Origin of the sequence: Pseudomonas sp. SK2 (assembly GCF_016772395.1) — a bacterium.
GTDB lineage: Bacteria > Pseudomonadota > Gammaproteobacteria > Pseudomonadales > Pseudomonadaceae > Aquipseudomonas > Aquipseudomonas taiwanensis.
Window position 1 is genome coordinate 2411162 of the sequence record NZ_CP061944.1, and the last position, 22863, is coordinate 2434024.

At 63.0% G+C, this 22863-nt stretch carries 19 protein-coding genes; 9 read left to right on the forward strand and 10 right to left on the reverse strand.

What is annotated here, in order from left to right:
- Positions 1-255: 255 nt before the first annotated feature.
- From IF103_RS10780 to IF103_RS10790, 3 genes are all read left to right on the forward strand, one after another.
- Positions 256-1146 (forward strand): LysR substrate-binding domain-containing protein, encoded by an 891-nt coding sequence (locus tag IF103_RS10780; protein WP_023380309.1) that lies wholly within the window; start codon positions 256-258, stop codon positions 1144-1146.
- A gap of 109 nt (positions 1147-1255) precedes the next feature.
- Positions 1256-1960 carry an SDR family oxidoreductase gene (locus IF103_RS10785; protein WP_202676101.1) on the forward strand — a complete coding sequence of 235 codons (705 nt, stop codon included), beginning with the start codon at positions 1256-1258 and terminating at the stop codon, positions 1958-1960.
- A 224-nt stretch (positions 1961-2184) separates the two neighbouring features.
- On the forward strand, positions 2185-3003 hold the full coding sequence (locus IF103_RS10790) for a substrate-binding periplasmic protein (RefSeq protein ID WP_041925654.1): 819 nt from the start codon (positions 2185-2187) through the stop codon (positions 3001-3003).
- Positions 3004-3047: 44 nt separating this feature from the next.
- Here IF103_RS10790 and IF103_RS10795 read toward each other — a convergent pair whose 3' ends face one another.
- From IF103_RS10795 to IF103_RS10815, 5 genes are read right to left on the reverse strand one after another with little or no spacing between them, the layout of a single operon-like run.
- On the reverse strand, positions 3048-3629 hold the full coding sequence (locus tag IF103_RS10795) for a nucleotidyltransferase family protein (RefSeq protein ID WP_027907795.1): 582 nt from the start codon (positions 3627-3629) through the stop codon (positions 3048-3050).
- Entirely contained in the window at positions 3626-4639 is a 1014-nt protein-coding gene (locus tag IF103_RS10800) for an XdhC family protein (protein WP_023380313.1), read from the reverse strand. The genes IF103_RS10795 and IF103_RS10800 overlap by 4 nt, the downstream gene beginning before the upstream one ends.
- 13 nt (positions 4640-4652) lie before the next feature.
- Positions 4653-5999, reverse strand: coding sequence for a c-type cytochrome (locus tag IF103_RS10805; protein ID WP_023380314.1), 1347 nt, complete (start codon positions 5997-5999; stop codon positions 4653-4655).
- Positions 6000-6016: 17 nt separating this feature from the next.
- Positions 6017-8266, reverse strand: a complete 2250-nt coding sequence (locus tag IF103_RS10810; RefSeq protein WP_186599192.1) for a xanthine dehydrogenase family protein molybdopterin-binding subunit — start codon at positions 8264-8266, stop codon at positions 6017-6019.
- On the reverse strand, positions 8266-8721 hold the full coding sequence (locus IF103_RS10815; protein WP_023380316.1) for a (2Fe-2S)-binding protein: 456 nt from the start codon (positions 8719-8721) through the stop codon (positions 8266-8268). The genes IF103_RS10810 and IF103_RS10815 overlap by 1 nt, the downstream gene beginning before the upstream one ends.
- A 261-nt stretch (positions 8722-8982) precedes the next feature.
- Between IF103_RS10815 and IF103_RS10820 the strand changes: the two genes are divergently transcribed.
- Positions 8983-11172: an OsmC domain/YcaO domain-containing protein gene (locus IF103_RS10820; RefSeq protein ID WP_023380317.1), complete on the forward strand. Its 2190-nt coding sequence runs from the start codon at positions 8983-8985 to the stop codon at positions 11170-11172.
- A gap of 3 nt (positions 11173-11175) precedes the next feature.
- On the opposite strand, the gene IF103_RS10825 is transcribed toward IF103_RS10820, so the two are convergent.
- Complete coding sequence (locus IF103_RS10825) at positions 11176-13011, reverse strand: bifunctional diguanylate cyclase/phosphodiesterase (RefSeq protein WP_023380318.1); 1836 nt, start codon at positions 13009-13011, stop codon at positions 11176-11178.
- Between the two features lie 264 nt (positions 13012-13275).
- Here IF103_RS10825 and IF103_RS10830 point away from each other — a divergent pair, with 264 nt between their 5' ends.
- Positions 13276-14085 carry a class I SAM-dependent methyltransferase gene (locus tag IF103_RS10830; RefSeq protein WP_023380319.1) on the forward strand — a complete coding sequence of 270 codons (810 nt, stop codon included), beginning with the start codon at positions 13276-13278 and terminating at the stop codon, positions 14083-14085.
- 27 nt (positions 14086-14112) lie between these two features.
- On the opposite strand, the gene IF103_RS10835 is transcribed toward IF103_RS10830, so the two are convergent.
- Complete coding sequence (locus IF103_RS10835; protein ID WP_023380320.1) at positions 14113-14412, reverse strand: hypothetical protein; 300 nt, start codon at positions 14410-14412, stop codon at positions 14113-14115.
- 238 nt (positions 14413-14650) lie between these two features.
- Positions 14651-16771, reverse strand: coding sequence for a TonB-dependent receptor (locus IF103_RS10840; RefSeq protein ID WP_104881849.1), 2121 nt, complete (start codon positions 16769-16771; stop codon positions 14651-14653).
- Positions 16772-16994: 223 nt separating this feature from the next.
- Here IF103_RS10840 and IF103_RS10845 point away from each other — a divergent pair, with 223 nt between their 5' ends.
- The 3 genes from IF103_RS10845 to IF103_RS10855 all read left to right on the forward strand — a co-directional run bounded on the left by IF103_RS10845 (position 16995) and on the right by IF103_RS10855 (position 19403).
- A complete protein-coding gene (locus IF103_RS10845) occupies positions 16995-17573 on the forward strand; it encodes a hypothetical protein (protein ID WP_023380322.1) in 579 nt (192 codons plus the stop codon).
- Between the two features lie 112 nt (positions 17574-17685).
- Positions 17686-18900, forward strand: coding sequence for a YeeE/YedE family protein (locus IF103_RS10850; protein WP_202676102.1), 1215 nt, complete (start codon positions 17686-17688; stop codon positions 18898-18900).
- A gap of 32 nt (positions 18901-18932) precedes the next feature.
- Positions 18933-19403, forward strand: a complete 471-nt coding sequence (locus IF103_RS10855) for an OsmC family protein (RefSeq protein ID WP_023380324.1) — start codon at positions 18933-18935, stop codon at positions 19401-19403.
- A gap of 192 nt (positions 19404-19595) precedes the next feature.
- On the opposite strand, the gene IF103_RS10860 is transcribed toward IF103_RS10855, so the two are convergent.
- Positions 19596-19925 (reverse strand): hypothetical protein, encoded by a 330-nt coding sequence (locus IF103_RS10860; protein ID WP_027907799.1) that lies wholly within the window; start codon positions 19923-19925, stop codon positions 19596-19598.
- A 216-nt stretch (positions 19926-20141) separates the two neighbouring features.
- Between IF103_RS10860 and IF103_RS10865 the strand changes: the two genes are divergently transcribed.
- Positions 20142-20891, forward strand: a complete 750-nt coding sequence (locus IF103_RS10865) for a FadR/GntR family transcriptional regulator (protein ID WP_023380326.1) — start codon at positions 20142-20144, stop codon at positions 20889-20891.
- A 335-nt stretch (positions 20892-21226) separates the two neighbouring features.
- On the opposite strand, the gene IF103_RS10870 is transcribed toward IF103_RS10865, so the two are convergent.
- Complete coding sequence (locus tag IF103_RS10870) at positions 21227-22807, reverse strand: aldehyde dehydrogenase (NADP(+)) (protein WP_023380328.1); 1581 nt, start codon at positions 22805-22807, stop codon at positions 21227-21229.
- Positions 22808-22863: the final 56 nt, after the last annotated feature.

The window sequence follows — 22863 nt, forward strand, 5'->3', positions numbered from 1 at the left end:
CCAATTGCCGGTAGCTAAGCACCAGCATAGTCAGCCCAACACACTCCCAGCACTCAGTGCCCTGATATTTTGTGTAACCGCCCGATAAGCGGTGGCGTCGCATCAACCTGTGCGTGACTTTTTCTTCCGCTGCCGGTTTATTTGGCGGCAGTTTGAGGCTAGCTTCCTCGAGTCGCTGTCCCAGTTGTCCTGCTCGCGCCGCCGTGCTCCTGGGGCAGACCACGCTCCTTACTTAACTAACAGACATCGCTCCCTATGCCCGAAGGCTTCCCGAACCTGCCATCGTTGAACGCCCTACGGGTGTTCGAAGTGGTTGCGCGCCATCTGAACTTTCGCCTGGCGGCCGAGGAACTGGGTGTTACCCAGGCTGCGGTGGCCCAGCAGATTCGCGGGCTGGAAGCCAGCCTGGAGATTCGTCTGTTCGAGCGCTTGCCGCGAGGGCTAGGCATGACCGATGCCGGGCGCTCCTACGCCAGCCGCGTGCGCAGCGCCTTGTCCATGATCGACGAGGCGACCCGTCTGCTCAGGCCGCAGCCGCTTCACCTCACGGTCAGCGTCACCCCCTCCTTTGCCTCGAAGTGGCTGATCCCAAGGTTGGGTGCCTTCGCCGAGGACTACCCGGATATCGACCTGCGCGTACTGGCCACGGACAAGCTCTCGCACTTCAGCACGGATAGTGTCGATTTGGCGGTGCGCTATGGCCAGCCCCCGTTCGGGCCAGGGCTGAATACCGAGTTGCTGATGGACCAGCGGATCGTGGCGGTGGCCAGCCCACGGTTGCTGGCCAGCAAGGGGGCCCCCGACAGCTTCGAGGCATTGCAGGACTTCGTGATGCTGCATGATGCGCATGATTTCTGGCCAGAATTTACCGGTGCGTTGTTTGCGCAGCACGCCCAGGGCACGGCGAAAAACGTGCGGTTCAACCAGACGTCGCTGGCCATCGAAGCTGCCATCAACGGCCAGGGCATTGCCTTGGCCAGCCAGATGTTCGTTCAAGGAGACATCGATGCCGGACGACTGGAGCAAGTGTTTGCCCAGCAGTTGCGGCTCGATAAGGCGTTCTATCTGGTCTGGCCACGCAAGGCTGGTACACCGCCAGGTTTGGCGGTGGTCAAGGATTGGCTGTTGCGTCAGGCTCATCTGTAGACAGTAGTTTTGCTACTGCCAGAACCAACTTCGGCTGCCTCCCTCACCGGCGACTCTGCTGCTAGTGTGATGACATCAATTCACACGATGTCCATCCAGAGGAGGCAACATGTCCATAGAAAAAGTAGCGATCATCACGGCAGGCGGCAGTGGTATGGGCGCGGCAGCTGCGTGGCGTCTGGCAGCGGATGGCTTCAAGGTCGGCATCCTCTCATCGTCGGGCAAAGGTGAGGCGTTGGCCAACGCACTGGGAGGCGTCGGCGTGACCGGTAGCAATCAGTCGAATGAGGATCTCCAGCGCCTGGTCGATGCCGTGGCGGAAAAATGGGGCCGTGTCGACGTGCTGGTCAACAGCGCAGGTCACGGCCCGCGCGCGCCGATCCTGGAAATCTCCGACGCCGACTGGCACCTGGGTATGGACACCTATCTGCTCAACGCCATCCGTCCGTCCCGCCTGGTCACGCCTATCATGCAGCGCCAGGGCGGTGGAGTGATCATCAATATTTCGACGGCCTGGGCATTCGAGCCCAGCGACATGTTCCCCACTTCGGCGGTGTTCCGCGCAGGTCTGGCCGCGTTCACCAAGATTTTCGCCGATACCTACGCCGGCGATAACATCCGCATGAACAATGTCTTGCCAGGCTGGATCGACAGTCTGCCCGCCACCGAGCAGCGCCGCGACAGCGTACCGCTCAAGCGCTACGGTACCTGCGAGGAAATTGCAGCGACCATTGCCTTCCTGGCCGGGGAGGGTGCCGCTTACATCACCGGGCAGAACATCAAGGTCGATGGCGGTATCACTCGCCATCTCTGACAGGAGCACGCGCCCACGGCATCGGCCCTGTTGTGCGATTGGATGGTTCATCGGGTAGCCGCTCGTGGCTTTTACCTGTGATGCCAAAAGCGGCCTGGCAGCTGGCCGTCGATGGTCCAGACTGTCTGATGCGAGCGGCTTGCGATGCCATCGCTGCCATTGAACCATGGCAGCGATGGCATTCATGTCCGGCCGTCGAATGCCAACCGTGCCGAGGGTCGTACATGGACGAGCGTGGTCCTTGCCTGGCGATTCTGCTGGTCTGCGTCCTGGCGGTGCTACCAAAGACGGCACTGGCGGCGCGAGACTGCCATTATCTCACTGCAACAGGTAATCCCGAGTATCCGCCTTACCTGTGGCGTGACCCGGACAATCCACGGCAGCTGATCGGCGCCAATGCCGACCTGCTCCTGCACCTGGGCAGAAGCCTGGGCCTGGAGGTACAGGTGTTGTATACCGGGCCTTGGTCCCGGGCGCAGGAGGAAGTACGCACTGGCCGTATCGACCTCATGGCGGGCTACTTCCTGACCCAGGCGCGGCAACAGGTGATGGATTTCGTGATGCCGGCGTTCCTGCATACGCCCAGCGTGGTCTGGGTGCGCCAGGACAGCGTCTTTGCCTATCAGGGGTGGGCTGACCTGCAAGGACTCAAGGGCGGGACCTTGGTCAGCAACAGCCATGGCCAGCAGTTCGACGACTACGCCAAGGCACACCTGAACCTCGAAGCGGTGCCCAGCGCCAGGCAAGCCTTCGAGAAACTGCTGCACAAGCGCAACGACTATGTGGTCTACGAGCAATACCCCGGCATGGCGCTGGCGCGTACGCTGGGCATGGACCCGCTGCTGAAGGTGTTGGAGCCACCGGTGGCCAGCGAGGGGCTGTATCTGGCGCTGTCACATCAATCGCCGTGCAACCAGCCTCTGCTTCGGCAACAGCTGGCGCAGAAAATGAAAGCGATCGTCGATGGGCCGCTGCCGGCGCAATGGCTTGAGCAAAACCTCGAGCGCTGGAAAAAACAACAGAAGAACGCGGCGCAACCCTGAAGGAGGCTGGCCCACGATGGCCAGCACCGCGGCCCCTTCTGACCCTAACCGAGCAAATCAGTCGGGGTATCGACATCCCGCAAGACGCCGGAATCTTCCACGTCCACCCTGCGCCAGGCATGCCGGTTGTCCAGAATGACCTGCCGACCACCCTGGTCACCCTGCACGCATTCAAGCGCCGGCCAGAACGCCCGCCCGAACAGCACCGGATGGCCGCGCTCGTCCTGGTGGAACGGCATCACGATATGCGTTTCGCTGGCCTCGGCGCGCAGGCGTCGCAGTGTGTGCGCTGTTACCCAAGGCATGTCCCCAAGCATGATCGCCACCGCCTGGGCCCGCGACGCCTGCAGCGCTTGGATGCCGGCGGCCAGGCTGGCTGACAGGCCGTTTTCGGCGTGCGCGGCGTAGACGAGCTTCGCGTCTGGCCCGATGCCCAGTCGCTGTGGCTCATCCCCCGGGCGCACCACCACCAACACTTCGTCGAAGTGCTCAAGCGCTTGCCTGAGTGTCTCGGCCAGCAGTGTCTGGCCCGAGGGCAGGGCGGCGACGCGTTTGTCGCTGCCAAAGCGCGTTGCCCGCCCAGCCGCCAGTACCAGTGCTGCGCAGGTCGCCAGGCCCGCCGTCACGCGCCCTCCTCTTGGGCGTACTTGGCCTGGCTGACATCGAGGGTGCCAGGCAGTACCACGCCATTCTTGGCCGCGAGCAACTCGGCCATGACGCTGACGGCGATTTCGGCCGGGGTCTTGCTGCCGATGTAGATGCCGATGGGGCCGTGCAGGCGCTGCAGCGAGGTTTCGCTCTCGCCGAAGTGTTCGATCAAACGCGCGCGGCGCAGCTCATTGTTGCGCCGCGATCCGATAACGCCGATATAGAACGCCGGGCCTCGCAGGGCTTCGAGCAAGGCCAGGTCGTCGAGCTTGGGGTCGTGGCTCAGGCCAACGATGGCGGTACGCATGTCGGCGGCGTAGGCGCGCACCACGTCATCCGGCATGCCGACGAGCTTCTCGACACCGGCAACGTTCCAGCCATCCATGTACTCCGGGCGCGGGTCACAGACCGACACCTTGAAGCCATTGAATAAAGCCATGGTCGCCAGGTACTCGGCCAGCACACCAGCGCCTATCAGCAGCAGGCGGTAGCCTGGCCCCAAGGTATTGACCATGCGTTGGCCGTCGAAGCTGAACGGGACCGGCGTATCGGTAACGTTCAGCCGAGCCTCGCCAGTGCCAACTTCCAGCGTGCGCTGTACCAGGTTGCCGGCGTCGAGCTGGACCAAAAGTTGATCCAGGCTGCGCCATGCTGGGTTGGCCTCCAGGATCAGTTCCAAGGTGCCGCCACACGGCAGGCCGAAGCGATGAGCTTCATCGGCGCTGACGCCGTAGCGCAGCACTTGCGGGCTTCGTTGCGCAATTCCGCTGCCGCCATAGGCGGTGGTGTGGCGATGAATGAGGTCGTCCTCGATACAGCCACCGGAAACGCTGCCAACCACTCGACCGTCGTTGCGCAGGGCCATCATCGAGCCGACGGGCCTGGGCGACGAGCCCCAGGTCCGAGCCACCGTGGCAAGCAGCACGGACTCGCCGGCTTGCAGCCAGTCTCGGGCGGTGCGTAGGACCAGCAGGTCGATACTTTCCATCGGTCAATCCTGTTCAACGCATATGCAGAATGATCGGGCTGCTACTGGCTGGGTCGGTGTGCCCGCGCAGCTTGGCCACTGCCGGGGCATCGACCGCGCCGCCATGGTTGCCCCAGGTGGTGCGGATATAGCTCAATACTTCGGCAATCTCCTGGTCGGATAGCTGTTCGCGGAACGCCGGCATGCGATAGGCATCCGGCAGCCCGGCCGTGACCACCCGCTGCGAGCCATTGAGGGTGATATTGATTGCCGATGCTTGCTCCTTGGCCAGCGCCGACGTGGCGCCAGCCAGCGGTGGCATCCACTCTTTCTGGCCTTTGCCGTCCAGGCCATGGCAGGCGGCGCAGCGGGTAATGTAGGTGTGCGCGCCTGGCGTGTCCGGCTGGGCGTCGGCAGCGACGGCCTGGTACTGCCACGGCGTGCCGTCACGTTGCGGGTCGCCAGGCAACGACGCCAGGTAATGGGCGATCGCTGCCAGGTCCTGGTCATTCATGAACTGGGTGGAGTTGTTGAAGGCCTCGGTCATCGAGCCGAACACAACCGTGTGTTGGTTGCGACCGGTCTTGAGGAACTGCACGATGTCGGCCTCGCTCCAGCGCCCCAGGCCAGTGTTCGGGTCAGCACGCAGGCTTGGCGCATACCAGCCATCGAGCAGGGCGCCGGACAGGAACGTGTCGCCAGCCTCGTCCAGGGCTTTTTCGTTGAACGCCAGGCCCCGTGGGGTGTGGCAACTGCCGCAATGGCCCGGACCCTGGACGATGTAGGCGCCGCGGTTCCACTGGGCATCCTGTGCGGGTTTTTCCGCATAGGGCATGTCGGGGGCGAACAGCCCGTTCCACAGCGCAATCGGCCAACGCAGGTTCAGCGGCCAGGGAATCTCGCCAGGGAGGTTGGGCTGGTTGGCCGGTTGCACGCCTTTCATGAAGAAGGCGTACAGCGCACGCACATCGTCGTCACTGAGCTTGGCGTAGGAGGGGTAGGGCATGGCCGGGTAGAGCCTGCGTCCACCCGGCGCGACCCCGTGGCGCACGGCGCGGTCGAAGTCGGCAAGGCTGTAGTTGCCGATGCCGGTAGCGCGGTCGGGGGTGATGTTGGTGGCATGGATGGCACCCAGCGGGGTGGCCATTTCCAGTCCGCCTGCGAAGGGAGCCTGCCCAGGCAAGCTGTGGCAGGCCACGCAGTCGCTGAGCCTGGCCACGTACTCGCCGCGGCTGATCAGCGACGGCTCATGTTGGGTGATGGGCTGGTTCTGGAACGGCGAGGCGGGCTCGCGGCTGACATACCAGGCCAGCAGGCCTGCCGCCACCAGGCAGGGCAGCGCGAGCCAGCCTGCGGTGCTTGCGAAACGGCTTTGGGTCATGGGCAATCCTTGCTCGGTCAGCTGAAGGTGTAACGGCTAAGGGGCATGCTGCGAATGCGCTGGCCGGTCAGCCGCGCCACGGCGTTGGCCACAGCCGGGGCGACTGCCGGCAGTGGTGGTTCGCCGATGCCGCCCATCTTCGCGCCGCTTTCCACGATCCGCACATGCACGTTTGCCATCCGCGACGGTGGCAGGATCGGGTACAAGTCGTAGTTGCGCGCCTTGGGCTTGCCGTCGACGTACACCGCTTCCTCAAGCAGCGCCTGAGACAGCCCCAGGGCCACTGCACCGTTGACCTGCGCTTCGATGATCGCCGGGTTGACGATGCTACCAGGGTCGATGGCCTGCCAGATGTCGTGCACCTTGACCTGGCCATTCTCGATGGAGACCTCGGCGATGACCGCTGCCTCGGAGCCGAACGGAGAGGCCATGGCCACGCCACGGGCGCGCTTGCTGCCATCTTCGGCGGTGAACGGGCCGCGCTTCCAGCCGCCGGAAAGCTCACCGACAGCCTGCAGCAGTTGGGTCAGCCGTGGGTTACCTTTGAGCAACTGCAGGCGCAGTTCGAACGGGTCCTTGCCGCCTTTGTCGGCCAATTCGTCGAGAAATGCCTCGTAGAAGAAATCGTTCAGCGAATTGCCCACCGAGCGCCAGTAGCCAAGCATCACCGGACCTTTCACATAGATCTGCGCAATGCGCTTGTTGGCAATGGCATAGGCCTTGCCGGACAGCCCTTCCAGCGCGGTAGGGTCGATCTTCTCGCCCTGCTTGCCGGCCAGCGCCTCGGTTGGACCCTCGGTGGCACTGACGGCCTCGATGGCGACTGGCAGGCCCTCGGCATCCAGCGCGGCGCGAAACTTGACCACCGCCATGGGCCGATGCACGTCGCGCAGGAACTCTTCCTCGCGACTCCAGATGAGCTTGACCGGTCGGCCGACCGCCTTGGCCAGCGCGATGGCCTGTGGGTAGGGGTTGGCCGAGTCGTACAGGAAGTGTCGCCCGAAGAAGCCACCCAGCAGCGGTGAGTGCAGGGTGATGCGTGCCGGGTCCAGGCCGGTGCGCTTGGCGATGTCGTCGCGGAACATGTCCGGCGCCTGGTTGGGTAGCCAGACTTCCAGCGAGCCATCCGGGTTGAAGCGTGCGATGGCCGACGGCGGCTCCAATTGGGCATGGTTCAGGTACTGGTTGTGGTAGGTGGCCTCGACCGTGGTCTTGGCTTCGGCCAGTACCTTGGCCACGTCTCCCTCTACCTCGTCATCACGGGCCGGTCCTTGCTGGGCAGCCAGGTGGTCGCGGTAGGCGTCGCTGGAGAAGTCGGCCGGCATGGCCCGCACTTTTGAGTCGGCGGCAGGTTCTTGCCAGTCGACCTGAAGGGCCTCGACCGCACGCTTGGCGTGCCACCAGCGCTCGGCCACCACCGCAACGGCGCCAGGCAGGCGGTGCACCGAATGCACGCCTTTCATGGCCTTGACCTGGTCCTCGTTGCGCAGGTTGCCGACGGTCATGCCCAAGCGTGGCGCATGTTGCACGGCGGCGTGGAGCATGTCGTCGACCTTGATATCGATGGTATACAGCGCCTTGCCGGTGGACTTGTCATAGGCATCGACCCGGCGCACCGGTTTGCCGATCCAACGGAACTGACTGGGGTCGCGCAGCTTGATGCTGGCAGGGTCCGGCACCGGCAGGTCCATGGCGCGCCCTGCCAGCTCACCGTAGGCCAGCGAACGGCCAGATGCGGCATGGACGACTTTGCCAGGCTCGGTGGACAGCTCGCCGACCGGCACGCCCAGCTGTTGAGCGGCGGCCTGCAGGAGCATGGCCCGGGCCAGGGCGCCGAGGCGGCGCATGGTCGGGTAGCTCATGCGCACCGACATGCTGCCACCGGTAATGCGCATGCCGTTTTCCATCACCACATAGGTTTCGCCGGGCGGTGCACTGTCGAGCACGAAGGTGGCGGGGTCGGCATCCAGTTCTTCGCCGACGATCTGCGCCATGGCGGTGTAGATGCCCTGGCCGCCTTCCATGAATGGGCACAGCAGGCGCACGGTGCTGTCCGGGCGGATTTCCAGAAATGCCGGAACCTGGGTGCCGCGCGCTTCGGGGGCAGCGGTTGCGGCCTGGATCCGGGCCGAGCCCAGTGGCAAGCCGAAGCCCAGGACCAGCGCGCCTACCGCGCTGCTGGCCAGGAAGCGTCGGCGCGACAGGTTGACCGTTTCACCCGCCGTTAGCTTCAGCAGGTCTTCAGGGGTGTCGATCCGAGGTTTCATTACGCCTTACCCCCTTCGGCCAGCGCATGCACCGCCGCATGGATGGCGTTGTAGGTGCCGCAGCGGCACAGGTTGACCATTGCCGCATCGATCTGCTCGTCACTGGGTTTCGGGGTGTGCTTGAGCAGAGCCGTGGCAGCCATCACCTGGCCGGACTGGCAGTAGCCGCACTGAGCCACCTGGTGCTCGACCCAGGCAGCCACCACGCGTTTGCCCACCTCGTCGGTTTCGATGGCCTCGATGGTGGTCACCTCGCGGCCGACCACGCCTGCCACCGGCGTCACGCAGGCGCGCACCACATTGCCGTCCACCAGCACCGAGCAGGCGCCACATTGGGCCAGGCCGCAGCCGTACTTGGTGCCGGTCAGGCCCAGGTCGTCACGGATCACCCACAGCAAGGGCGTGTCCGCATCGGTCTCGACCTGATAGGTCTTCTGGTTGATCCGTAGTTCCATGGTTCACCTGCTGATCATCGGTTGCTGTCGCATGTTCTGGGTGGGCTGGGAATACACTGTTCCCTGACCCAGAAACGCTAGCACAGGAGGGTGACCGCTGGTCTGGTGCGGGGTGCAGGTCAGGAGGATCAGGCAAGTAATTCGGTGAAATGCGCAAGCCAGCAACGATGATGCCGGTGCAGACAAACAGGACTTCCGGGTCGAAAACCCGGATAATGCCGGCCAATTTCGTTTTGCACGCTTAAATCACGGTAATCCCGCATGGAAATCAAGGTCAATTTTCTCGACAACCTACGTCTTGAAGCCAAGTTCGACGACTTCACGGTAATCGCCGACCAGCCGATCCGCTATAAAGGCGATGGCTCGGCGCCGGGGCCGTTCGACTACTTCCTGGCGTCGTCGGCCTTGTGCGCGGCTTACTTCGTGAAGTTGTACTGCCAGACACGCAATATCCCCACCGAGCACATCCGTCTTTCGCAGAACAACATCGTCGACCCGGAGAACCGCTACAACCAGATCTTCAAGATCCAGGTCGAGCTGCCCGAGGACATTTCCGAGAAGGACCGTCAGGGCATCCTGCGCTCCATCGACCGCTGCACGGTCAAGAAGGTGGTGCAGACCGGTCCGCAGTTCATCATCGAGGAAGTCGACAACCTCGACGCCGATGCCCAGGGCCTGCTGATGCCGGTGGCCGACACCACCACTTACATCGCCGGCAAGGACCTGCCTCTGGAGCAGACCATCGCCAACATGTCGTCGATCCTGGCGGGGTTGGGCATGAAGATCGAGATCGCGTCGTGGCGCAACATCGTGCCCAACGTGTGGTCGCTGCATGTGCGTGACGCACAGTCGCCGATGTGCTTCACCAACGGCAAGGGTGCGACCAAGGAGGCTGCGCTGGCTTCGGCGCTGGGCGAGTTCATCGAGCGGCTGAACTGCAACTTCTTCTACAACGACCAGTTCTGGGGCGAGGAAATCGCCAATGCGCCGTTCGTGCACTACCCCAATGAGCGCTGGTTCAAGCCAGGGCCAAAGGATGCGCTGCCGGTGGAGATCCTCGACGCGTATTGCCTGGACATCTACAACGCCGATGGCGAGTTGCGCGGCTCGCACCTTTACGACACCAACTCGGGCAATACCGAGCGCGGTATTTGCTCGCTGCCATTCGTGCGCCAGTCGGACGGTGAAGTGGTCTATTTCCCGTCCAACCTGATCGAGAACCTGTTCCTTAGCAATGGCATGAGCGCGGGCAATACCCTGGCCGAAGCCCAGGTGCAGTGCCTGTCCGAGATCTTCGAGCGGGCGGTCAAGCGCGAAATCCTCGAAGGCGAACTGGCGCTGCCGGATGTGCCGCAGGAAGTGCTGGCCAAGTACCCAGGCATCCTGGCCGGAATCCAGGGGCTGGAAGAGCAAGGCTTCCCGGTGCTGGTCAAGGATGCGTCGCTAGGCGGTGAGTTCCCGGTGATGTGCGTGACCCTGATGAACCCGCGCACCGGTGGCGTATTCGCCTCGTTCGGCGCCCACCCGAGCTTCGAAGTGGCACTGGAACGCAGCCTCACCGAATTGCTGCAGGGCCGCAGTTTCGAAGGGCTGAACGACTTGCCGCAGCCAACCTTCGAAAGCCATGCCCTGACCGAGCCGAACAACTTCGTCGAACACTTCATCGACTCCAGCGGCGTGGTGTCGTGGCGCTTCTTCAGTGCCAAGGCCGATTTCGAGTTCGTCGAGTGGGACTTCTCCGGGCACGGCGAGGATTCGAACGTCCAGGAAGCCCAGACCCTGTTCGGTATTCTCGAAGACATGGGCAAGGAAGTGTACATGGCGGTGTACGATGACCTCGGCGCCAATGCCTGCCGCATCCTGGTGCCGGGCTACTCGGAGATCTACCCGGTCGAAGACCTGATCTGGGACAACACCAACCGTGCCCTGGCGTTCCGCGCCGACATCCTCAACCTGCACAGCCTCGACAACCGTGCGCTGCGGGCGCTGCTCAAGCGCCTGGACAACTGCGAGGTGGATGACTACACCACCATCACCACCCTGATCGGCGTCGAGTTCGACGAAAACACCGTGTGGGGCCAGTTGACCATCCTTGAGCTCAAGTTGCTGATCTGCCTGGCCTTGCAGCGTTTCGAAGACGCCAAGGAGCTGGTGGAGGCCTTCCTGCAGTTCAACGACAACACCGTCGAGCGCGGCCTGTTCTACCAGGCCTTGAACGTGGTGCTGGAGGTCGTGCTGGACGATGAGCTGGAAATGGCGGATTACGAAGTCAACTTCCGTCGCATGTTCGGCAACCCGCGCATGGACGCGGTGCTGGGTTCGGTGGACGGCAGCGTGCGCTTCCATGGGCTGACCCCGACCAGCATGAAGCTCGAAGGCCTCGACCGCCACTTGCGTTTGATCGAAAGCTACAAGAAGCTGCACGCGGCACGGGCCAAGGCCGCCCAGTAAGGGTCAGTCGGGCGCGACGTTGCAACGGTTGCGTCCGAGCCGCTTGGCTTCGTACATCGCCTTGTCCGCGCGCGCCAATACCTCTTCCGGGGTGTGGCTACCGCCCCCAGCACCGCGCACGTAGATGCCAATACTGGCACCGATGGTGACCTGCGTATCGGCCAGGCGGAACGGGCTGGCCAGGGTGTCGCAGAGCTTGCGTCCGATATCCCGGGCAGCGGCCTGGTTGGCCACGGACTGGGCAATGACGATGAATTCGTCTCCAGCCAGACGGGCAACCACATCATCGGCCCGCATGACCGCCAGCATCCGACTGGCGGCCGCCTGCAGCAGGAGGTCGCCGGTTTCATGGCCGCATTCGTCGTTGACCTTCTTGAAACCGTCCAGGTCGATGAAGTACAGGGCGAAGGCAGTCTGCTGGCGCAGCGCGTAGGTCAGCTCGTGCTGCAGCACCGCACGATTGGGCAGGCCGGTCAGCGGATCGAGGGTCGCCTGGTCCAAGAGCGATTTTTCGCGTTTCTTGCGTTCGGTCACATCCAGCGACATCACGAAGAAACCTTCAACCTTGCCCTGGCGCACGTCGGGTACATAGCTGGTGTGCCAGATGCGCGGGTCGGCCGGGTTGTAGCGGACATCGTCGGCCTCCACGCGCTCGCCGGCCAGCGCCTTGCCAAAGTATGGGAGCAGGTGTTCGTAGACATGCTCTGGCAGCACTTCGGCGACCTTGCGCCCCTTCAGGTGAGCGGGGTCCAGGCCGAAGATTTCCTTGTACAAGGCATTGTTGAAACGGTACCTGAGCGCCGTGTCGATGTGTGCGATCAACACCGGCAGGTTGTCGGCGATGGCCTGCAGCGTGGTCTGGCTGCGCTGCAGATCTTCGGTGCGCTGGGCCACTTGTTGTTCCAGCGAGGCCTGGTATTGCTGCAGGCGTGATTGGGTGCGGCGCAACTCGGTGATATCGCGCACCGAAGCCACCAGTTGCGCGGGCAGACCGTGCTCATCGCGCAGCGCCGACATGCTCAGTTCCACCCACACCACGCCACGAGCATGGCTGTGCAAGCGCAAGGTCTGCATGGCGTTGTCCTGCTCACCGGTCAGCAGGCGATGGACCAGGGCGGTGTACAGTTCGCGATCCTCGGCATGCACTTGCTGCAGTAGGGTTTGCAGCACCAATGCCTCGGGCGGCAGGCCCAGCAATTGGCAGAACTCCCGATTGGGCTCGTAGATACGGCCTTCCAGGCTGATGATTGCCTTGCTCGAAGGGCCCTCCTGGAAGACCGCGCGGAAGCGCTCGGCCGAGGACACCAGGGCGCTGCGTTCGGCTTCATCGACGATCCGCGCGTCGATGGCCAGGCTGCGGTGCAGCAACTCACGCTCGACGATCCGGGCCAGGTCGCGCAGGTGCTCCAGGTCTTGCTCGCCGAGTTGCCTCGGACGGGTGTCCAGCGCACACAGCGTGCCGACGGTCAGCCCGCCGGCAAAGCGCAGTGGCACGCCAGCGTAGGAGCGGATGAACGGGGCACCGACCACCAGCGGGTTATCCGCGAAGCGTGGGTCGGTTTTGGCGTCGGCGATCACCAGGATGTCATCGGCGTGCAGGGCATGGGCGCAGAAAGCGACATCCCGCGAGGTCTGTTGCGCATCGAGGCCGTGGCGTGACTTGAACCATTGGCGGTTCATGTCCACCAGCGAAACCAGCGCCATTGGCACGTCGAGCAGGCGGCTGACCAGCCGTGTGATGCGGTCGAAGTTTTCCTCTGCCGGCGTGTCGAGGATATTCAGGCTGTCCAGGAAGCACAGTCGGGCAGCTTCGTTGAGGGGTGGTGGGGCAATTAGCATGACGGATTTTGTTTTCCAGGCTGCGATGTCCTGAAGCCAACCTTAGCGGGACGTTCGGCAAGCGCAAGCCCCTGCAACGGGCATCTAAACAGATGCATCGTTGTAATGAACCGTTCTTGCCATTCAGCCAGGTGCTGCTTGCCGCGCAGCGAATGTGGGGTTTAGCTGGTGAATGGCCCTCAGCGGGTCTCAATTCTTTCTGACTCAAGGCGCATCGACCGCCGCAAAGTCGTCCGGTCGAGCACTACACAGTAGGCGTGGACCATGAGCACATCCCTGGATTTCAATGCGTTGAAGACCCGCCAGCAGGCCGCCTGGGCCAGCGGCGATTATGCCGTGATCGGAACCACCCTGCAGATTGTCGGTGAGCGCCTGGCCGAAGCCTGCGACTTGCGCTGGGACGAGCAGGTGCTGGATGTCGCGGCCGGTAACGGTAACGCCACACTGGCTGCCGCGCGGCGCGGGTGCAAGGTGACGTCTACCGATTATGTACCCGCGCTGCTCAAGCGCGGCGAGGAACGCGCCCGTGCAGAACACCTGAGCGTGGACTTCCAGGTGGCGGACGCCGAGGACTTGCCATTTCGAAACGGTGCCTTCGATGCCGTGATCTCAACGTTCGGCGTGATGTTCGCCCCCAACCAGGCGCAAGCGGCCCGCGAGCTGGCCAGGGTTTGCCGTTCTGGTGGGCGTATCGGCATGGCCAACTGGACGCCCCAGGGCTTCGTTGGGCAAATGTTCAAGACCTTGGGACGACATGTCCCGCCACCTGCCGGGGCGTTACCACCGTCGCGCTGGGGGGACGAGCCGCAGTTGAGGGAAATGTTCAGTGGTGAGATCGGCTCGATGACGGTCAGCCATGAGCTGTTCAATTTCCGTTATCGTTCGGCTTCGCATTTCATCGATGTCTTCCGTACCTGGTACGGCCCGGTGCACAAAGCCTTTGCCGCGCTGGAGCCGGAAGCGGCGAGGGCGCTGGAGGATGACCTGACGGAGCTGCTCAATGAAAACAACATCGGCGGTGCGTCGCTGGTGGTGCCCAGCGAGTACCTTGAGGTCGTGATCGTGCGGCGCTGAACCGGGTTGTCGCGGCCCGGGTACCCGTCAGTTCTTGCACTTGGCCAGGACCACCTGGCACGTGTCCGGGGTGCCCCCGGACCTGCTGGCATAACGGATGCAGTTGTTCAGTGATTTTTGCTGGGCGATGCTCAACGTGTTGCCCCAGGCCAGGCCGCCTTCGCCGCTGCTGGGCAGTGCTTTTGCGTAGCATTTGGAGCCCGTTGTCGCCATGGCGTAACGGGCCTTGCTGGTTTTGTTGGAACACCCGGCCGTCATGGCCAGACTGATGGCGATCAGAGCACTGGCGAACAGGTAGTTGCAGTGCCGTAGAGGGTGCGCATTCATGACATGCCCCAAGCTCGGTGAACGCTACGGTCCGGTTGGTGAATGCGCGTCAGGATATGTCATTCCGGCCAAGCGGTGAACCCGACGGTCCCTCTTTCCTGGGGGGTACAGCAAATGTAGTCGAGCCGCGAAAGGGCCGCAGGGTCGCCCCAGCGCTTCATCCATCGAGGCTGAAGTCTGGGGCCACTTTTGTGGCACTTTCGCGGCACGAGGCCGCTTCCACAGCAGGCGCGTAGGGTCAGAAACGGTAGTTCAGGCTGGCTTCCAGGGTGCGCGGCGCACCTGGGGTTATCAGGTCGACCGAGCCGTGCGCGGAGGCATAGTAGTCGCGGTCGAACAGGTTCTTCAGGCGCAAGGCCATGTCCCACTGCGGCACGCTGTACAGCAGCGCCGCATCGAAGGTGGTGTAGCCAGGCATCACCACCTTGTTATCCAGCGCGGTGTAGCGCTCGTCGACGTAGTTGGCGCCTGCAGCCACCCGCCATTGCGGGGTGAGGGTGCGCACCAGCCACAGGTTGGCGCTGTTGCGAGGGGTCAGCGTGGGCGTCTGGCCTTCGTTGGACACCCCGTTGGTCTTGCTGTTGGACTTGGTGATTTCCGCATCCAGGTAGGCGTAGCCTGCGTAAATCTGCCACTTGTCGGTCAACTGGCCGCTGACGGTGGCTTCGAAGCCGTCGGTGCGTTGTTCGCCGGCCAGTATGGTGAGGTTCGGGTTGGCTGGGTCCGCCGTCTTCATGTTGGTGCGTTCGAGGCGGAAGATCGCCGCCGTCAGCGAAAGACGGTTGTCCAGCAGGTCCCACTTGGCGCCCAGCTCGTAGTTGGTGGTCTCTTCAGGTTCCAGGTGCTGGTTGCTCGGGCTGACCGCGAACACTTCACCAGACGGCTGGTAACTGCGGCTCACCGAAACGTAGTACGACTGGATCGCGTCAGGTTGATACACCAGGCCGGCACGCGGGCTCCAGGTCTTGTCGGTGCGGTCGAGGTCGACATTCTGGCGACGGTCGTCGTCGTACTCTTGGCCGAAGATGTCATAGCGCACGCCGACCAGGGCTTTCCAGTGCTCGCTCAGCTCGACCAGGTCCTGCACGTACAGGCCTGTGGTCTGCTGATAGTTGGTGCCCTTGGACGACAGGTTGGCCGCATGCTCTGGTACCGGTACCAGCCCGTCGCGATACACCGGTACCTGGGCCACGTTGTTCTGGCTGAAGACCCGCTGGTGCTTGTCCTGCATGCCCACTTCCACGCCGTACAGCAGGTTGTGCTGCATGCCAAGCAATTGTGCCTGCTGCTTGAGCTCGGTCTGGTTGAACACGCCGTACTCGTCACGCGCCACGTTGCCGCGGTTGAGCTTGACGAGCAACTCGCCGTTGGGCGCGGTGACGAAGCGGGTAGGGCTGCTGTCGGCCAGCGTGTTGTTGCGGTCCAGGTCGTAGCGGTAGAAGCGGCTGGTGTTGGTCAGGGTGAAGTCGTCGTTGATGCGGTAGTCGAGGCTGGCGGTGAACGAGAATACCTCGCTGCGGGCGTAGTCCTGGTCGGCATCGCCTGAGCCGAAGCGCTTGTCGCGATCGACATCCACTGGACGGTTGCCCAGGGCGGGGATACCGAAGTCGATCAGGCGCTTGTCGTACAAGTAGGTAGCACCCAGGTTCAGCTCCAGGTCGTCGGACAGCCTGAAGTAAGCCGACGGGGCGATGGCCTTGCGGTCGATGTAGCCATCGTCGCGGAAGGTGTCGCTGTCTTCGAAGGCGCCAGTGACGCGGTAGGCCTGGTTGCTTCGCTGGTCAGCCCAGCCGGTGTCGAACTGGGTGCGGCGCTTGCCTTCACTGTCGAAACTGACGCCGACCTCGCGCTTGGGCGCAAAGCCAGGTTTCTTGCTGATGCTGTTGATCAGGCCGCCCGAGGAGCCACGGCCGTAGAGCACGGCGGCAGGACCTTTGATGACTTCGACCCGCTCGATGTTGGACAGGTCGCGAAAGTACAGGGCGTCGTCCCGAACACCGTCGATGTACATGTCGCCGATGGCGCTGAAGCCGCGGATGGTGACCTGGTCGCGCTGACCATCGCCGTTGGACAGGCCGACGCCGGGCACGTTCTTGAGCACGTCCGCCATGGACTGAGCGCCCTGGTCCTTGATCACGCTCTCTGGAACGACGTTCACGGTCTGTGGAATGTCGCGCAGCGGCGCATCGATCTTCAGCGCGCTTTTGCTTTCGCTGGCCTTGTAGCTTTGCTGCTCGTAGGCGCTGGTAACGGAAGTTGCGGGGAGGGCAAGGGCCTCCTGGGTGTCGGCATGAGCGGTGGGGGCGACCAGCAAGCCGAGTACTGACAATGAGGCAGGAGCAGCAGACAGTTTTGCCATGAAGGGCGACTCAGTTGTTGTTTTGAAGTCGCGAATGGTAATGGTTAACAAATGTAAAGCAAGTGTAAAGGTTAATCATTCCCTAATAATTTTGTAATGGCTTTTGGGATCCAAAAATGGCGCCCGCTGCTAACGGGGGCGGCGGGTTGGTGCGCAGTGGCTATGCTTGTCTGCGCGTAAGGATTTCCCCACTCATTCGCTCTGAATCACATGGAAGCTGCCTATGAAACCCATTAGCTCCCTGGCTCGCGCCGTTGCCCTTGCTTCGATGCTGACCACTGTCAGCCTCCTCGCCCAGGCGGCGGACGTACCGATTGGAAGTGAGGCGCTGGAAAGTCATGTCACCACCCAGGTGCAGGCCATCGACCTGGAAAAGCGTCAGGTGACGGTTAAAGGGCCTAACGACAAGGATGTAACCTTTCAGTTGACCGAGAAGGCCAAGGCGTTGCCCAACCTGAAGGTCGGTGACACCGTCGACATCTATGTCACCCGCGCGGTGGCCTACGTGCTCAACACCCATGTAGGTGGGGCGCCAAAGATGAGCGATGAGTCTGGCACCCTCCGTGCCACTGCCGACAACCCCAACCCAGGGGGCGAAGCGTTCCGCCAGGTCAGGGTGACGTCACAGATCCAGAAAGTCGACCTTAAGAACCATGAGGTAAGCCTGCTGCCGCCTGAGGGCAAGTTACAGGTGGTCAAGGTCGAGAACCCTGACCTTCAGGCCCGGATGAAGAACCTCAAGGTCGGGCAGACGGTCGATGCCATCTACACCGAAGTATTGCGCGTGGAGACGTCACGCTAGCGACGGGATGAGGCGCCGTCCCCGCATAACGCTCGTACTCGCCGGCTGAGCGGTTTTCGAAGACCCAGGGCGTTATACTCGGCGCCCGTTTCATTGAAATCCGAGTATTGTGATGGGTCTTTCCTCTGCCGCCACACCCGAACCGCGCCGCTTGGGCGCCCCCTCGATCGCCCTGGCCTTGTTGCTGGCCGGGGCCTGGTTTCTCAACCGCAATGCCGGTTTCAAGCAGGTGTTGCTGCTGCTTGTCGGCGCGGCCTTGGGCCTGACGCTCTACCACGCAGCGTTCGGCTTCACCTCGGCCTGGCGAGTGTTCATCAACGAGCGCCGTGGCGCCGGTCTGCGGGCCCAGATGGTCATGCTGGCGCTGGCGGTACTGCTGTTCTTTCCGGCGCTGTCGGCGGGTAGCCTGTTGGGTAACCCGGTAAGCGGACTGGTGGCTCCGGCAGGGGTCTCGGTGGTGTTCGGCGCGTTCATCTTCGGCATCGGCATGCAGTTGGGCGGTGGTTGCGCTTCCGGGACGTTGTTCACCGTCGGCGGTGGCAACGCGCGAATGCTGGTGACCCTGTTGTTCTTCATCATCGGTTCGGTGTCGGCGACCCATCACGCTGATTGGTGGTTTGCGCTGCCATCGTTTCCGGCCACTTCGATCGTTCAGGTTTGGGGTGTCGGACCCGCTTTGCTGGTGAGCCTGGCGCTGTTCGGCCTGATTGCCTGGACGACCGTGGTGCTTGAAAAGCGTCGGCATGCAACCCTGCAAGCGCCGGTTGCCCGCGAACACCAAGGCTTGCAACGCTTTGTGCGTGGCCCGTGGCCGCTCTTGTGGGGCGCTATCGCCCTGGCCTTGCTGAACTACGCCACCCTGGCCCTGGCGGGGCGACCTTGGGGGATCACCTCGGCGTTCGCCCTGTGGGGCGCCAAGACTCTGAACGGCCTGGGGGTGGACGTGAGCAGTTGGGCGTTCTGGCAGATGCCAGCCAACGCCAAGGCGCTGGCGGCGCCACTGTGGCAGGACATCACCACGGTCATGGACCTGGGTATCGTTCTGGGGGCTTTGCTCGCCGCGGGGCTGGCAGGCCGTTTCGCACCTAGCCTGAAGATTCCCCTGCCATCGTTGATCGCTGCCATGGTCGGCGGCTTGATGCTGGGTTATGGTTCACGCTTGGCTTACGGTTGCAACATTGGCGCTTATTTCAGCGGCATCGCCTCGGGCAGCGTGCACGGTTGGTTGTGGTTGCTGGCGGCCTATGCCGGCAACGTGATCGGTGTGTGCCTGCGTCCGTGGTTCTTTGCCGGTGAGCGTGGTCCCGTGGCGCTCACCGGCTGCTGAATTCTAATGATGATCTGGACAAGGAGGTTTGCGTGGCGCAATACACGGCACAAGTAGCCTGGGCCCGTGAGGGGCAGGATTTCCTCGGTAACCAGTACAGCCGCAGGCACCTGTGGCGTTTCGATGGCGGTGTCGAGGTAGTGGGTTCCTCGTCGCCCCATGTGGTGCCGTTGCCGCTGTCCGATGCTTCGGCGGTCGACCCCGAAGAAGCCTTCGTCGCATCGCTGTCCAGTTGTCACATGCTGTGGTTTCTGTCGCTTGCGGCCAAGCAGCGTTTCTGCGTCGAGCAGTACGTGGACGATGCTGTCGGCGTGATGGATCGCAATGAAGCGGGGCGCACGGCGATGACCCTTGTGACCCTGCGCCCCCGGGTGGCGTTCTCGGGCGAGCGCCAGCCGACTCGGGAGCAGTTGGAGCGCTTGCACCATCTTGCTCATGAAGAGTGCTTCATCGCCAACTCGGTGAGGACAGAGGTGCGTTGCCAGCCAATCTACCCAGGCTGACCCTTACTTCACTGCGTGCGGCAATGATAAACATGCAGCTGATTGCGGTGACAGGGTGGCCTATTTTCTCGATTTTGATTCATTTTGTGCAATTAAGTTATTGATCAAAAAAGGAAAATACTTCTGGATGTAATGGATCGCCAGCTAGATTATTCATCAATATTTAGCCATAACATTTTGATAAATAAGAAATTATCTCTTGGCGACCGCATGCTGCACGCACTGCTCGTAATACGTCTGCTTGATAGCCGCCGGCTTGAGTCGCGAGCGGCTGTTGTAGGTCTGCTCGGTGATGCCGAATGCGGTCATGCGCATCCATGGTTTGGGGAATTTACGTACCTGCAGCTTCTTGCGGGTGGCGTACAGCGTAACCCCGGAGAGCTTGGCCTGCTGAGCCTCGGCGGCGATCTGCGAACCCCACGCGCAGACGTGGCGATCATTCTGGCTCAACGTCCTGGCTTGGACGCCGAAGGCGATCGTGGCCAACAGGCAGCCGGCCATGGTTGCTAGAAATACCCGCATGTTGCTGTCCTAAGCTTCTGAAGGAGAAGGGAGTTTGCCTCGCCTGCGAAGGGCTGGGGGCCAGCAGTTTGCTGGCAGGTGGGGGCAATGCGACCACCAATCGCCAGTTCAAGTGGGGGGCGGTGCGGCACGGTAATAAATACCGGGCGGGGTGTATGTGATCGTACAACTGCTTGCGCTATCATGACGGCTGTCTTTCAAGGTGAAATACAGGGCATGACAGAGCAACAGGTACAGGCAAGAACCCGGCGCAAGCCGCGCAGTCTGGCCCAGGAACTGGTTACGGTGCTGACCGAGCGCATTCGCAGCGGCCAGCTCAAGCGTGGCGACAAGTTGCCGACCGAATCGCAGATCATGGCCGAGGAAGGCGTGAGCCGCACGGTCGTGCGTGAAGCGATCTCGCGGCTGCAGGCAGCCGGTCAGGTCGAGACTCGCCATGGTATCGGCACTTTCGTGCTGGACGCTCCGGCCTCTAGCGGTTTTCGCATCGACCCGGCGACCGTGGTCACGCTGCGTGAAGTGCTGGCGGTGCTGGAATTGCGCATCGCTCTGGAGATCGAGTCGGCAGGCCTTGCGGCGCAGCGGCGCAGCGACGAGGAACTGGCCGGCATGCGTGCTGCGCTGGACGAGCTCAACGAAGGTGTTGCCCATGCCTTCGATGCGGTGTCGGCGGACTTCCAGTTTCACCTGCGCATCGCCCAGGCCAGCGGCAACCATTACTTCGCCGATATCATCAACCACCTGGGCACCAGCATTATCCCGCGCACCCGGCTGAATTCGGCGCGCCTGGCGCGTGACGACCAGGCCCATTACATGAGCCGGCTGAGCCACGAGCATGAAGCGATCTATGAAGCGATTGCCCGGCGCGATAGCGAGGGGGCGAAGATGGCCATGCGCATGCATTTGAGCAATAGCCGCGAGCGGTTGCGCCAGGCGCATGAGGAGGCTGAGGCGCAAGAGGGCTGAGGTTTTTAGGGCAGGGTTGGAGTGGGTTGGTGTGTGTGAGATCGAGCGCCGCCCGCGCGGCGCATCGCAAGCAAGGCTCGCTCCTACGTTTGTTTCGGGCCAGTAACCCCAGCAATAGACGTGCGCGACCGCCTCGTTTGTACGGCTCAATTGCGCCCAGCACCAAAGTGGTCGCGCGCAACTCTCACAGGAATAATTGGCCCGAAACAGACGTAGGAGCGAGCCTTGCTTGCGGTGCGCCGCGCGGGCGGCGCTCGATCTACCGGACGGCGCAACTCTAACGCCGAACAGCCAAAAACGCCCCGCATCAGCAGGGCGTTCTTGCATCAGGCCACTTAGATCGCCCCATCGCTCCATTGCCCATTCACCAGCCGACGCAGCCCAAGCGGATTGCTGTCACGCAGCGCCTCGGGCAGCAGCGTCTGCGGGTAGTTCTGGTAGCACACCGGGCGCAGGAAGCGATCGATGGCCAGGGTGCCGACCGAGGTGCCACGGGCATCGGACGTTGCCGGGTACGGCCCGCCATGCACCATCGCATCGCACACTTCCACGCCGGTCGGATAGCCGTTGACCAGAATGCGGCCGACTTTTTCTTCAAGCAAGGGCACCAGCCAGGCGAAGGCTTCGAAGTCTTCAGGCTCGCCGATCAGGGTAGCCGTCAGTTGCCCGCGCAGGCCTAGTAGGGCAGCGCGTAATTCGGCATTGTCCTTGGCTTGCACGGCTACCGTGGTCGGGCCGAACACCTCCTCCTGCAGCAGCGGGTCGGACTCGACCAGCAGGCGGGTGTCCGCCTTGAACAACTGTGCGCGGGCCTGGCCGCCTTCCTGCGGCTGGCCGGCCAGGTGTTCGATGCCAGCGTGGGCATGCAAATGCTTCAGGCCGTCCACATAGCTGCGCAGGCCGCCCGCGTTGAGCATGGTCTGGCCGGCTTGCTGCTCCAGGTGTCGGCCAAGGTCGGCGAGTAGCTGGCTGAATGGCGCCGACTGCAGCCCTATCACCAGGCCCGGATTGGTGCAGAACTGGCCGGCGCCAAGGCATACGGATCCCGCCAGTTCACGGGCGATGGCGTCGCCACGCCTGGCCAGGGCGCCCGGCAGGATGATGACCGGGTTGATGCTGGACATCTCGGCGAACACTGGAATCGGCTGAGGGCGTTCGGCGGCCATGCGGCACAGGGCATCGCCACCTTTGAGCGAACCGGTGAAACCGACCGCCTGGATAGCCGGGTGCTTGACCAACCACTCACCGACCCCGCCACCAAAGACCATGTTGAACACGCCTTTGGGCATGCCGGTACGCTCGGCGGCCCGGATGATCGCGGTGGCGACCATGTCGGCGGTTGCCATGTGGCCGCTGTGGGCCTTGAACACTACCGGGCAGCCTGCGGCGAATGCAGCGGCGGTGTCGCCGCCGGCGGTGGAGAAGGCCAGCGGGAAGTTGCTGGCACCGAAGACGGCGACCGGGCCTACACCGATGCGCATCTGGCGCAGGTCGACGCGGGGCAGCGGTTGGCGCTCTGGCAGGGCCAGATCGATGCGCGCGCCAAGGAAGTCGCCACGGCGCAGCAGCTGCGCGAACAGGCGCATCTGGCCGCTGGTACGACCGCGCTCACCCTGGATGCGTGCGGCGGGCAGGGCAGTTTCACGGCAGACGATGGCGACGAAGGCGTCATCGAGTTCATCCAGTTCGGCGGCAATGGCGTCGAGGAACTCGGCGCGGCGGGCCGGGCTCGACTGGCGGAATTCGGGGAATGCCGCGGCAGCGGCCTTGGCGGCTTGGTCGACTTCGCTTTCGGTGGCCTGCATGAAGCTGAAAGGCAGGGCTTCGCCGGTGGTGGCGTCCAGGCTCTGCAGGCGCTGCGAACCTGTGGCGCTGCGCTGGCCGGCGATGAAGTTGTGGCCGAGGATCTCAGGCATGGGGTACTCCTTTGGAGAAAAAGACTGGAGGACAACGTCGTTCCTGTAGGCGCCAG